13 protein-coding genes and 1 tRNA gene are annotated in these 12809 nt (G+C 47.3%); 7 read left to right on the top strand and 7 right to left on the bottom strand.

The genetic code is table 11. The annotated features are described in order from the left end of the window. Positions 1–43: 43 nt before the first annotated feature. The 3 genes from ACZOTW_RS02805 to ACZOTW_RS02795 all read right to left on the bottom strand — a co-directional run bounded on the left by ACZOTW_RS02805 (position 44) and on the right by ACZOTW_RS02795 (position 3609). Entirely contained in the window at positions 44–1237 is a 1194-nt protein-coding gene (locus tag ACZOTW_RS02805; protein ID WP_483997430.1) for a hypothetical protein, read from the bottom strand. A gap of 606 nt (positions 1238–1843) precedes the next feature. Next, the gene (locus ACZOTW_RS02800) at positions 1844–2971 is read right to left on the bottom strand and encodes a tRNA nucleotidyltransferase/poly(A) polymerase family protein (protein ID WP_428042047.1); all 1128 of its coding nucleotides are present in this window, start codon (positions 2969–2971) and stop codon (positions 1844–1846) included. Further along, positions 2968–3609 (bottom strand): CpXC domain-containing protein, encoded by a 642-nt coding sequence (locus tag ACZOTW_RS02795; RefSeq protein WP_483997429.1) that lies wholly within the window; start codon positions 3607–3609, stop codon positions 2968–2970. The genes ACZOTW_RS02800 and ACZOTW_RS02795 overlap by 4 nt, the downstream gene beginning before the upstream one ends. A gap of 92 nt (positions 3610–3701) precedes the next feature. Between ACZOTW_RS02795 and ACZOTW_RS02790 the strand changes: the two genes are divergently transcribed. The 4 genes from ACZOTW_RS02790 to hflX all read left to right on the top strand — a co-directional run bounded on the left by ACZOTW_RS02790 (position 3702) and on the right by hflX (position 6514). Then, positions 3702–3774: transfer RNA gene (locus ACZOTW_RS02790), tRNA-Arg, on the top strand. A gap of 152 nt (positions 3775–3926) precedes the next feature. Beyond that, entirely contained in the window at positions 3927–4688 is a 762-nt protein-coding gene (locus ACZOTW_RS02785) for a YebC/PmpR family DNA-binding transcriptional regulator (protein WP_428042049.1), read from the top strand. Between the two features lie 8 nt (positions 4689–4696). Then, entirely contained in the window at positions 4697–5266 is a 570-nt protein-coding gene (gene ruvC / locus ACZOTW_RS02780) for a crossover junction endodeoxyribonuclease RuvC (RefSeq protein ID WP_177748294.1), read from the top strand. A gap of 3 nt (positions 5267–5269) precedes the next feature. Beyond that, the gene (gene hflX, locus ACZOTW_RS02775; RefSeq protein ID WP_483997428.1) at positions 5270–6514 is read left to right on the top strand and encodes a GTPase HflX; all 1245 of its coding nucleotides are present in this window, start codon (positions 5270–5272) and stop codon (positions 6512–6514) included. Here hflX and ACZOTW_RS02770 read toward each other — a convergent pair. Next, positions 6501–7652, bottom strand: coding sequence for a hypothetical protein (locus ACZOTW_RS02770; RefSeq protein ID WP_428039476.1), 1152 nt, complete (start codon positions 7650–7652; stop codon positions 6501–6503). The genes hflX and ACZOTW_RS02770 overlap by 14 nt on opposite strands. Before the next feature lie 79 nt (positions 7653–7731). Here ACZOTW_RS02770 and plsY point away from each other — a divergent pair, with 79 nt between their 5' ends. From plsY to ACZOTW_RS02755, 3 genes are read left to right on the top strand one after another with little or no spacing between them, the layout of a single operon-like run. Continuing rightward, the gene (plsY, locus tag ACZOTW_RS02765; protein ID WP_177748303.1) at positions 7732–8361 is read left to right on the top strand and encodes a glycerol-3-phosphate 1-O-acyltransferase PlsY; all 630 of its coding nucleotides are present in this window, start codon (positions 7732–7734) and stop codon (positions 8359–8361) included. After that, positions 8348–9352, top strand: coding sequence for an NAD(P)H-dependent glycerol-3-phosphate dehydrogenase (locus ACZOTW_RS02760; RefSeq protein WP_483997427.1), 1005 nt, complete (start codon positions 8348–8350; stop codon positions 9350–9352). Before plsY ends, ACZOTW_RS02760 begins: the two co-directional genes overlap by 14 nt. Before the next feature lie 49 nt (positions 9353–9401). Beyond that, a complete protein-coding gene (locus ACZOTW_RS02755) occupies positions 9402–9665 on the top strand; it encodes an HU family DNA-binding protein (protein ID WP_177748310.1) in 264 nt (87 codons plus the stop codon). 67 nt (positions 9666–9732) lie between these two features. Here the strand turns inward: ACZOTW_RS02755 and ACZOTW_RS02750 are convergent, their stop codons facing one another. From ACZOTW_RS02750 to ACZOTW_RS02740, 3 genes are read right to left on the bottom strand one after another with little or no spacing between them, the layout of a single operon-like run. Further along, complete coding sequence (locus ACZOTW_RS02750) at positions 9733–10455, bottom strand: hypothetical protein (RefSeq protein WP_428042461.1); 723 nt, start codon at positions 10453–10455, stop codon at positions 9733–9735. Next, positions 10445–10861, bottom strand: coding sequence for a preQ(1) synthase (gene queF, locus ACZOTW_RS02745; protein ID WP_177748316.1), 417 nt, complete (start codon positions 10859–10861; stop codon positions 10445–10447). Before queF ends, ACZOTW_RS02750 begins: the two co-directional genes overlap by 11 nt. Next, positions 10858–12807: a heavy metal translocating P-type ATPase gene (locus tag ACZOTW_RS02740; RefSeq protein ID WP_483997426.1), complete on the bottom strand. Its 1950-nt coding sequence runs from the start codon at positions 12805–12807 to the stop codon at positions 10858–10860. The genes queF and ACZOTW_RS02740 overlap by 4 nt, the downstream gene beginning before the upstream one ends. Between the last annotated feature and the right edge of the window lie 2 nt (positions 12808–12809).

The following is a 12809-nucleotide window of genomic DNA, read 5'->3' as shown; positions in this document are numbered from 1 at the left end:
GAGTCATTTCACTCTCTCGGGGCTCATTTACACTAAAAACACCTTATGGTTTGGCAGATACATCTAAGTCTGTATTTTCTTTAAAGTCCAACGGTCCAGAACCAGAACCAGCACTACAATTTTGCCCTAAAAAATTCTCAGGCACAATGCACTTAGATAAATCATCTGTCTTAGCGCATTTCAAACAAGACCAACCTATTTTAGAAACAGAATCAGCAGAAGCACCGGGGGAATTCGAACAGATATATGTTTCATTATATAAGTAATATTGCCCAGGCGTACAATCAAATTCTTGGCCTTTTTGAGGTGTAACATAACCGCTATGGTGCGCGGTTTCGCTACCGCAAACCATACTCGTCCAATAGTTTGTATAGTGCCATTGAAAAGAATAGGTATCCACATAAGCACCAAATGTCGTAACAGTCTTTGTTTTCCAAGTGCTACTCGTAAAGCAAGTATATTTCCCAGAAGAATCAGGGCATTTTGAAATTTGAATATACCGGCATTTTGTATAGTCCCAACGGTAGTCCGCATAAATATTATCTTCCCCCGCACATCTCTCGCTATATCTTTCTTTCCCATTTTTTGTAGGAGTACAACTATCGCCAGAACTTTTACTTTTGAGCAAAAAGGAAGTATAGATTTTTGTATTCAATTTAGCATTACCGGTAGAATCGTAGTCCTTGGAATACTGGTTGCTCCACTCCATCGTCTGCCCCAAGTTTGCAGAATTTTGCGCACCCTTGGTAATTTTGGCGGTGGAGGCAATTTCCATATTGTCCGTTTTTCCACCCATTACGGCTGCATCATTGGTGTAAATCGTGTTTGTTACGTTACTCTTATGGAAATTCGTATCTTTAAAAGTAACATCATTCGCCATTAACCGCCCTGCCGTTACCGTTCCGCCGTTTTCAATGCTCATATTTTCACCCAAACGGTATTCGGGCGTATTGGTGCTACCCAAGGTTGTTCCGTTTTGGATATTTACTTGGTTTAAATACGCACCCGCACCTTTGATGATAATATTCCCCACGCTAGAACGCGTATTACAAAAGTTAAGATACCCACTGCTACTATCCCCGTCTTTGCCCACACGCGTAAAGTGTGTAGGATCTGCCGCGTCCAAGTGAGCAAAGTTACCCACCGGGGCGGACATTGTGGTTACAAACTGCATTTGTTCTGCGTTGGCGGCTGTAAATAACAGCAAAGCGGCAGAAAAAAATATAAATTTCTTCATCTTTCCTCCTTTTTGGACACCTTTATATTTTAGTAAAAAAGCCTTTTATATTCCAAACTCATCCAATATACAGAGTCCTCATTAATAGAATTATAACAAAAAAGAAAAATAAAACAACCCCTTTATGAATAACTACTAAACAACAGATCCCCGACTAAATTCCTCGGGGATGACAGCAATAACAACGAGAACCCGTATAAAGACGCTACGGGATGACAAAGAAAAACAATAAAAAAAGCCCGTCGTCCTGAACTTGTTTCAGGACCTACCGTTTGGGTCGTTGGTCGTCTATAAAAATAAAGGTCATATTGGAAGGTTTGCCGATGCGGAGTGTTACAGTATCCGTTGTTTTCCTTTTTTATAACAACAGATCCTGGACTACGACTTTCCAGGATGACGGCGACAACAATACAAAAAACAAACTACCCAAGCAGTAGATCCTGAAACAAGTTCAGGATGACCTCTTTTTTCATAATATCGTCATTTCCGAAGGCCGTAGTCGGGGATGACGGCAAACGACAACGGCAACAACAATACAAAAACACTCCATAAAAAAAGCCCCGGACTAAACCGGGGGCTTTTATATCCACCAAATAAAACCAATTTTTAATGTGCTTTGAGAAAGGCCTGCGCTTCCTCGCGCGTTTTAACCTCACCCGCCCATTGTGCCTGGCGTACGCGGTCTAGCGCGCCCGATATGCGCCGCCCGGCCAAGCCCAAATCTTTTAGTTCCCGCCCGCGCACAAAACACGGCTCCAAGGCCATTGGAGGAAGCCCGGGGACAACCGCCTTTAAAATTTCCTTTTGCAAAGGAGAAAGCGACCCCAACGGACTCATTTTTTCGCGCGTTACCTTCCACGCGCCCAAAATTTCTTGCGTAAATTCCTTCGGCAAATGCAACGAACGCAAAAAATCTTCTCCGCTTGCGCCCAGCATACAAACCAATATGCCCACCCGCTCTTGCACATCTTGCGAGTTCAGCAAAGCATCGTGCCATTGAAGGCCCGGCCAGGCAAATTTGAGCATATCGTATTTTTCCATTAACATAAAAATTTTTTTAATTTTTTCTTCTTTGAGCACTTTTAAAAATTCGCGGCTGAACCGCTCCCGCGTCAAGAGCAGAGGATATTCCCCTTTTACGGCCTCACGCAATAAGCGTTCCGTTTTAGGCGCCAACGTCCACCCAAAACGGCCCGCAAAGCGTGTCGCCCGCAACATACGCGTAGGGTCATCTAAAAAACTTTTATCGTGCAAAATGCGTATAATGCCGCCATCAATATCCTTTTGCGAACCAAACGCATCATATGTTTGACCAAAAGTATCGGGCAAAATAGAAAAACACCAGGAATTTACGGTAAAATCGCGCCGGAAAAGGTCGTCCTTAATTTTGGGTGAAAATTCCACCTGCGGCAAGGAACCGGGATACGGATATTTTTCCTTGCGCATGCGGACCATATCAAATTTTAGCCCGTCCGCCATATTCACGCGGAACGTACCAAACTGCGAAAACTTCCTTTTTCCTCCCCCCCATTGTTTCACGCAAAACCCGGCAACAGATTCCTGGTTGCCGCTAAAAGCCAAGTCAATATCCAATGTAGGACGCTTTAAGTAAAAATCACGCACCGCACCGCCCGCCACCCAGGCCGACAGGCCCAGTTTTTTGGCATAGGCACCTACGGAATATAATTGTTCCCGGTATTTTTTAGGTATATCAGAGGAGAGGTTTATGTTCATAGCACTCTTGGCGGCTGTGCGCCGTCCTCGCTCATCCGGTCGGCGAAGTTGCGAAGCAGAGTGCTGTTAAGACCGCTCTTTAACACCTTGGCGGCGGCCACAGCATATTCGTTGGCCGAGTGATTCTTAGTCGGCGTGGGAACATAAAACGGAAAATGATGTTCCCGCGCATAAGACGGTTTCAAACGCGTTACCGCAAACCCTTGCGCGGCGGACGCAGCCGCCACGGCTTCGGATTCGTAGGACGCTTTTTCGTCCGCCTGCAAAAGCAGTTTCAGTTCTTCCAACCCGAAAACGGATACGGGCGGATAATCCATATTGAGTTGCTTCAATAAAACGTGTTTAATAGTTTCGTAATCGTCCCGCATACGCTTGGCCAATTCCGGCTCGCGCTGGCGGTCTTTTTCGGAAAACACAAACACCAAAATTTCACTTGGAGCGTCAAAATAAATCAAATCGCCGTCGTGGTGAAAAAACTCGCCGCACTCCGGGCAGCGTACCAAATTTAATTCTCCGCCCATAGCGGCGGTTTTCAAATCGGGGTCCTGGTCGGCCCGAATGAGCGACCAGTATTCTACATCAAAAGGTTCACACTTGTGGGGACAATGCGCAGTCCCTTCGTTTTTAATAGATTTCATATGTATAATTTAGCATAAATTGGCGCAAGCGGTCATTTTTGCAGGGCAAAAAATTTAATTAGTTTTGTAATTTGCTAAAATATAAAGAATAAGCCCCGTTAGCTCAACTGGATAGAGTACCGGTCTTCGGAACCGGTGATACGAGTTCAAATCTCGTGCGGGGCACTTTTCCGCTTAATCTGTTTTTCGGCATATTAGCCGCCCCAATTTTCCCCTTTGCGCCTAACGGCATATTTTTTATTTTCTGTCTGTTATATCCCTATATATAAAAATTTGCTAAAATAGAAGTATCTAAATTTGCAGTAAGGAGCGCACCTATGGGTGGACATTCGCATTGGGCCGGCATTAAACATAAAAAGGCCCTCGTTGATGCCAAAAAAGGCAAAGTATTTACTAAAATTTTAAGAGAAATCACCATCGCCGCAAAAATGAGCGGCGGTAACCCGGACCAAAACCCCCGCTTGCGTAAAGCCGTGGACGACGCCCGCGCCGCCAATATGCCGTTTGATAACGTCAAACGCGCTATTATGAAAGGTACAGGCCAGTTGCCCGGTGTTTCATATGAAGAAATCACTTATGAAGGCTACGGTCCCGGTTCCGTGGCCGTCATTGTGGAATGCACCACGGACAATAAAAACCGCACTTTCTCGGAAATCCGCAAAATCTTTACCAGCCACGGCGGCAATACCGGCACCGCGGGGTGCGTATCCTATATGTTCAAAAACAAAGGGATGATTGTCGTTAAAAAGGAAGATATTTCCGAAGATGATTTGATGAATTTGGCCTTGGAAGCCGGCGCGGAAGACGTCCGCACGGCGGGTGATGTGTATGAAGTTATCACCAACCCGGATATGAACGAATTGGAAGCCGTCAAAAAGGCCATTGAAGCCAAGGGTATTACGCCCGAATCGGCCGATTTGACAATGATTCCCGATACGGAAGTTTCCATTACTGACGAACATACGGCTGAGACCTTGATGAATATGCTTGAAGCGTTGGACGATCACGACGACACCAAAAACGTCTATGATAACTCCAACATTGACGAAGCCGTTATGGCTAAGTTGGAAGCCAAATAAGAGGCCTCTTGCAAGAGCATACAACCACAGTTTTAGGTATAGACCCTGGTTTAGACAGAACGGGATGGGCAATCCTCACACGGAACGCCCGTTCCGTTTTGTCTTTACGCGCCTGCGGGCTTATCCACACCGGGGCCGACCAAGAACTGCCCAAACGTCTTTCCTACATTTTTGACGAACTGACAAGTATTTTGCAAACCTATACTCCCGACCAGGTAGCAATGGAACAAAACTTCTTTTTAAAGCGCGCTACCACTATGGCCAATACGGTTATGACGCGCGGCGTGATTATCCTCGCGTGTGAACAAGCCAAAAAACCGATTACCTTTTATCCGCCCAAACGCGTAAAACTAATGATTTGCGGTACCGGCACCGCAGACAAGAAACAAGTCCAGCGTATGGTACAACTGACACTTAATTTGGATAAAGCCCCCTCGCCCGATGACACCGCTGATGCGGTGGCGATTGGAATATGCCACTTAAAAACAGCACCGCTCAACAATATGATTAACATCAAGGCGGCCTTTTTAGCCAAATTAAAAGCCGCCAAAGAAGCCCAAATCTCTAAAAAGCGCTAGTTTATGGAAAACGTCATTTTGGCGGGTGTAACCCTCAAAACCACCCCATACGATACATCTTCGTTGGAAGAATTAAAACGTCTTGCCCACACGGCAGGCGGTACGGTTGTGCATACCTTTCAAATCCGCGTACAGGCCTTTAACTCGGCCACACTTATCGGCAGCGGCAAAATGGAAGAAATCGCCGAAACAGTGCGACTGACAAATGCCCAAACGGTTATTTTTGATGACGAAATTTCCCCTGCCCAACAAAAAAATTTGGAAGAAATTATCCCCGCAAAAGTCATTGACCGGACCCGGTTAATTTTAGATATTTTCGCCCAACGCGCACGCACGCAAGAGGGTAAGTTGCAGGTAGAACTGGCGCAATTAAAATATTTGCTTCCGCGCTTAGGCGGGCAAGGCACCGCACTGATGCAACAAAAAGGCGGTATCGGCCTGCGCGGACCGGGGGAAACCAAACTGGAATATGACAAACGCCGTCTGCGCCTGCGTATCAGCAAACTGGAAAAGGAAATTGAACAGGTAAAAAAAGAGCGCGGCTTACGGCGGGAACGCCGCACGCAAATTCCTTTGCCGCAAATTGCCATTGTGGGTTATACCAATGCGGGAAAAAGCACCCTTTTAAATGTGCTGACGCGTCAAAACGCGGTTTATGCGGATGACAAACTTTTTGCCACATTGGACCCGACCACCCGCCGCGTGCATATGCCGGCCGGCGGAGAAATGCTGTTTACGGATACCGTGGGATTTATTCAAAAATTACCGCACAGTTTAGTAAGTTCCTTCCGCGCGACTTTGGAAGAAACCTCATTTGCAGACGTGATTTTACACGTCCACGATGCGTCGTCCCCCCACCGCAACGCTCAGGCAGAAACCGTGCGCCAAATTATTACCGATTTGGGCGCGCAGATGATTCCGGTTATTGATGTTTTTAATAAAATTGACTTACTTTCCCCCGCACGGCTGGCCCTCTTGCAAGCGCAGAACCCGCAAGGTTCGTTTATCAGTGCAGGAAACAAACTGGGCCTTACGGAACTATTGGAACAAGTAGAAGAAAATGTGGCGCGCCGCTGGAAACTGCGCCGCCTTACCTTGGAGCCAAAGGAGCGCGGGCTTATCGGTTTTATCTACGGCAAAGCCCTGGTCAACGGGCAAAAAGAATTGCCGTCCGGTGCTTTGGAATTAACCCTTATGGCCACAGACGGCAACTACCACAGTATTCTAAAAAAACTCACTTCTTTTTAGCGTTTTTGGGGGCTGTCTTTTTGACGACCTCTTTTATCTGCCCGTAACTTTCCAACGGTTGCACATTGGGGGTGTCGCGGTATTCGGTTAGTACCCGCCGGATAAAGCCCAAAGTAGTGTTTTCGCTAAATCCGTTGAATAAAAATATTTCACTCCCGTACAAGGCATAGCGTTTGCGGGCCGCTTCGGGCAGTTGGTTTAACGATTTGGCAGACACAATTCCCACCAAGCCGGAGGCGCGCTTTTTCCCGCCGTTATACACGGGCAAAAATACCCCGCCGCCGGAATTGCCTTTTTCCACTCCAAACCCCGCCGAAAGCCACGGGGCGGCATTATCACCAAAGTATAAGATTTGTCTGGGAGAAGAAAGCATTTCAAATGCACCGCGTGTCCAGCGCGGCACTAAAATATTACTTAACAAAAATTTTTCGTCCTTATCGCTGTATGTAAGCAACGGCGCCAAGCGCGGAGCCATTGCTCCGTCCCATTGTCTTTTGAGTAAAGGCGCGGCTTCGGCGGCGGCGCGGTATTCGTCCGCATCCTGCTCCAACGCCTGCGCTTGCTCGGTCAGTTGGCGGGCAATTTGCGCTTGTCCGTCTGCCGCATATTGGCGGCTCTGCTCATACAGCCGGGCTGACTCTTTTAAAGCCTCATCCGTCTTTTTTTCCCAAAAGCCCCTATCCAATGTGAGAAGGAAATCCTTTTCCTTAACCTTTCCGTAGGCATCATAATATTCATAGCGCGCTTGGCGGGCATTAAAATAAATAAGCGCCATATCCCACGCAGGCAGTTCCCCGCGCCTAGGCTGCACACCGGGCGGAAGCGTGTATTCGTCTTGGTATTCCTCGGGGAGGAAAACATTTTTTTGCGAAAGCACCGCCGCCGCACGCGCCGGGCCGACAGCCAGCCACATACGCATTTGGCACGAGTAATTTTTACACGGGCTTACACAATGCGCCGCCGTCAAAAACCAATTTTTATGAAACCGTACCGCCTGGCAAGACACGGTTTGCGTTTTGCCCCGCACGGTAAAAGTTAATTCATATTCCTTTTGGGCATAGTCAAAGGCATCCTGCGCACTCGCATAACCGGCCCCCAAAAGAAAGAGCGATAAAAGATAAAAACGGAGTTGTTTCATATTGTTAGTATATATAAAAAACCTTTAAAATACCAATGAAACCACAAATAAATGCCCTAAATTTAATATAATGAGATATATGATTACTACAATTACTATCCTCGTTTTGTTTAGTTACTTACTCGGGTCCGTCCCGACCGGCTATATGATTGCCAAACACGTTATGGGTATTGATATCCGTCAACACGGCTCCGGCAACCCCGGCGCGGCCAATGTGTACCGTACGGTGGGTAAATGGGCCGGCATCAGCACCTTTTTAATTGACGGCTTAAAAGGCTTTATCCCGGTGTGTCTGGCGCGCCATTTCTGCCCGGACAATTACTGGGTGGCTATTGCTTGCGGGGTAATTGCCATTTTGGGCCATATGTGGACGATTTATTTAAAATTCCGCGGCGGAAAAGGGGTAGCCACCTCTGCGGGCGTATTTGCCGCCCTCCTGCCTATTCCTACCGCAATTGCGTTTGCCTCGTTTGTGGTGTGCGTAGCGTTATGGGGCCGCATTTCCATTGGTTCTATTTGCGCCTGCGTGGTTTTGCCTGTATGCAGTTTTCTTATCGGCAATCATCCGCTGTCCGTTAATTTAATGGTAACTGCCGTCAGCGCATTGGTTATTTATAAGCACGTTCCCAACATCAAACGGTTGCTCCAACAAAAGGAATTAAAATTTGAAGACGGCGCCAAAAAGAGAAAAGAAAATGAACATAAATAAAATTACCGTTTTCGGCGCAGGTATTTGGGGCAGTGTAATTGCCCAACACCTCGCGCGCAAAGGATACAATGTCAGCCTGTGGGAATACAACGAACAGTTGTTAAATGTTCTTAAAACGATGGGCAGACATCCCAATATCCCGAACTTTAAAATTCACGACAATATCCGCTTAACCGGCAATGTGGCCGAAGCGGTCAAAGATACGGATTTAATCATTTTTGTCATTTCGTCCAAGGCTATCCGCACTTTCTGCCGCGAACAGTTAAAGCCTCTTTTAAATGGGCGTGTCGTACCTGTGGTAAGCGCGTCCAAGGGGATTGAGGACAAGTCTTTTAAAACAATTTGCGAACTGATTGAAGAAGAATTACCGCAATTAAAGGATAAAGCATTAGCCTTTTCCGGCCCGAGTTTTGCGCTGGAAGTGGCGCAAGACGTGCCGACCAAAATTATGCTTGCAGGAAAGGACCCTGCATTGGTGGACGAAATCCGCGACATAATGAGCGGGGACCCGATTATTGTAGTGCCGTCCTCCGACAGGCGCGGGGTAGAATACGGCGGCGGTATTAAAAATGTATTGGCTATCGGCTGCGGTGTCATTGACGGCATTGGCGACGGAGCCAACGCAAAGGCCGCCCTCATCACGCAAGCCTTGCAGGAAATGAACGATATTATTGTCAGTCAAGGCGGGCAGTCCAATACCGTGTACAGTTTGGCAGGCTTTGGAGATGCCATTTTGACAGGTATGTCTGCTATTTCCCGCAACCGCCGTTTGGGCGAAAAACTAGGCTCCGGTCTCTCTCTGGAAGAAGCCAAAAAGGAAGTGGGAACCATTGCCGAAGGTGTAAATTCCGTGCAAAGCGTTTACGACATTGCACGCAAAAACAATTTAAAAACCCCTATCGTAGATGCTATTTGGAAAATTGTCTGCGAGGGTAAAAAACCGTGGGTGCTGTTGCACGCTATGGGCTTTACCAACCGGGGAAACAAATAATTTTACCGCTTGGGCTGTTCAAAAGCCCGGCACAAGACAGGATTGCAATATGAATAAGGACGACGTAATAAGACATCTCACCCGGCACGTTTTGGATAAAAAGCAAGCCAAAATGTCCGTAGATAAAGTATTTGAAATTATCAAGCACGGCTTAAAGCGCGACGGCAAAGTGGTTATCAGCAATTTTGGCTCCTTCCACTTAAAAACAGCCCGCCCTGTTACACGCCGCAACCCCAAAACGGGCGACAAAGTGCAAGTGCCCGCCAAGGAAAAAGTGCGCTTTAAACCCTCCGAAAACATTTTAAAGAAATAGTTTTCCTGATATAAAAAGTCCCCCGGTTTTATAGCCGGGGGTTATTTTTATGCTACAAAGAAATTACTTAAAGCACTTGTTTGAGTTCTACGGGCAGGTTCCGTTTGGCTACGCGCACCACACTGTGTGTATTGGTCTTTTTATCCATACCAAAAATGTTCACACGGTACAGCACTACCATTTTGCCGTCTTGCTCAACAACATCCTGAATTTCAAACACCTTATCCGGCCAGTTCCCCGTAGATTCTAACGTAATAATATTATCCTTAGCAAAGTTGGCCTGCGGGTATTTGCCACGCGCCACGCGTTTAAAGGCTTTGTAGTCGTCCGCCGTTTTGATGACACGCACCTGCACGGGCACGCTAATCATAGAGATTTTACTTTCTTCCTCCGGCAGTTGCCGGGGCATTGTAGCATTGGGGACGATATGGTCCGCCGAGCCTAAATGAACGGGCGTTTTGGGTGTTTTGGGGGCGGGTTCTTCCTCTTCCTGTTGGGTTGCTGATGGCAGAAAGGTAATCTTTTCCACCCCTTGCATTTTGATATTGGGCAAATGGCTGGGCACGGCAGAAGCGTCCTTGTAATCTTGCGGGGGCTCGTCCTCACCCGGCAGGTCAGCAGGCCCCGTGGGGTCAGCAAGATTAACCAGGAGCAGAGAACTGCTGCCCGGCACCTCGGCTACCACAGGCTCCGGCATACGGAAGCAATCCCACACGCGCATACACGCCACCCCGGCTAAAAACACCAGTACAAACGCGCACGCCAACCGGATATTGCGCTTATTTTTCATTTGTTTTCTCGTAATGGGCCGTAATTACAGAGCGCAAGCCGCCGCGGGGCGTAAACACGCCGGTAACAGTGGCTTTTTTGGGGTGGCAGGCTTTTACTACATCATCCAAAATTTTATTGGCGGTATTTTCCATAAAAATACCCATATCGCGGTATTCCAACAAATAGTATTTCAGCGATTTGAGTTCCAGGCAAAGTTCATCGGGGATATACTCAATCGTAATGATGCCAAAGTCCGGCAAACCCGTCTTGGGGCAGACAGACGTAAATTCCGGCAATTCAATTTTAATATTATAATCGCGTTTGTACTGGTTGGGCCAGCATTGGATTTCCGGCAAAACAACATCCGCATTTTTGCGGGCGTGTGCAGTAGTATAACCAAAGTCAATATCGTTTGTATGTGTCATTTTATGTTAAGCATCCTTGTTGAATTTAAAAAGACAAGCCCAGCCACCGCTAACGCGCCGCCGACAATCCACGTCCACCCGGCCTGGGGCATAAACCATATCAGCCCCGCACAGCCAACAAACGTAACCAAAACTGCCAGCAACACATTAACCGTGATAATCCGGTGCAACTTCTTATTTATTTTAAATAAATCTGCCACCGGGTACAAGTCCCGGCTTTTAATTAGTACGTCCACCCAGTTATTATATACGTTCCGGCCGGAGGAATAAACCACCCCGGCATCAGCCCGCAACAAAGCAATAATATCGTTAAAACCGTCCCCCACCATTAATACGCGTTTGCCCAAAGCACGCAAGTTGGAAATAATTTCCGCCTTGGTTTTGGGCAGTACATTGGCATTTATTTTTGCAATGCCCGCCTCTTTGGCAATTGCCGACACGGAAGATTCGTTATCCCCGGAAATCAAAATAACTTCTTTACCCAGTGATTTTAAGAAAGAAATCACTTCTTTGGCTCCCGGACGCAATTCGTCCGCCAACGTTAAATAGCCCAAATACTTCCCATTTTTGGCTACGCAAATGACGGCTTCGTCCGCGTGGACAATTTTGGCCGCCGTTTTAATGTTTTGCTCCTCTAACCATTGGGTCCGGCCCGCCAAAATTTTATCCTCGCCGCTGGTGGCTGATACTCCCAAACCGGGGAGCACATCAAAGCACAAAAGCGGTTTAGGCGATATTTTATGCTCCTTGGCGCACGCGGTTACGGCATCGGCAAACGGGCCGTCCACCAGTTGTTCAGCGGTGGCAACCGTTTCCAATAATTGGCGTTGGGAAACTTTTTTGGCCGGATAAATGCCAGATACCCGCAATTCGCCATAAGTGAGCGTACCTGTTTTATCAAAAAACACCGTATCGGCGCGGACAATTTCGTTCAAGGCGTAAATATTTTGCAATTTAATTTTTTTTGTGTGCGCGCCACGGCGGGCAAAAAAGGACGGGGATACCGCGGCAAACACCAAGGCCGCCGGGCAGGACACCGCCAACATAAATAAAAAAACCCCGGAATATAAAAACCACTCTTTACTGCCCGTTGCGTAAAGCAGGCCCGCATAAGCCCCCGCCGCAAACAAAACAGACAGAGGCAGCACCCAACAGGCAAAACCGTCTAATGCACTTTTAAAACCGCTGCGTGCCAATTCGCTTTTTTTTATGGCAGAAACCACACTCATCAAGGCAGACGCGGATAAAACCTCGGTAACTTCCACATACATTTCCGCCGATTTATTGAGCGTCCCCGCAAACACCCGGCTGCCAACATTTTTAGAGGTAGGCAACATATTGCCTGTAATTAATTGCTCATCAACAGAGGTTTTACCTTGCTTAACGGTCCCGTCTGCGGGCAAGCGTTCTCCGGGTTTTACAAAAATAAGGTCGCCTTTTTTTAATTCCCCGGCAAAGACTTTTCTAAAACTGCGCCCCACGCACAAGCGGCCCGATTTAGGCAGGAAATCATCTAATTTTTTAACAAACACACGGGACCGCTCCTTTTCTTTTACCAAGCGGCGCTCCGCCCATAAAGAAAGCGTAATAAAAAGCGAGGTGTACAAATACAAATCCGGCACCGGGCCAAAAAGCGGAACCGTTAAAAACACATTTAAGGCCGAATATAACAACCCGGCCGTAGTAACCGACGCCGTCAACACCGCCCAAGAAATATTCCCGCTCCAAACATCTTTTAGCGCTGTGCGCAAAAATACGTCTGCACAAAACAAATAATTCATCAAACACAAAATAAAAATGCCCACGTCCGCGTGGCGGAACGTGAGCGAGAACAAAATAAGCACCAGAAAGCAAAAGGACAAGAAAAAACGGTATGTATAAGCCTTGGACGGCACCGAAAGCGCCGCCGAAACCGGGCGGGAAGACTTACGCAAGATTACCCCCATAC

The sequence above is a fragment of the Candidatus Avelusimicrobium sp. genome (genome assembly GCF_056976295.1).
Note: the sequence above shows the minus strand (reverse complement) of the source record. Positions and strands in the feature narration are given on the sequence as shown.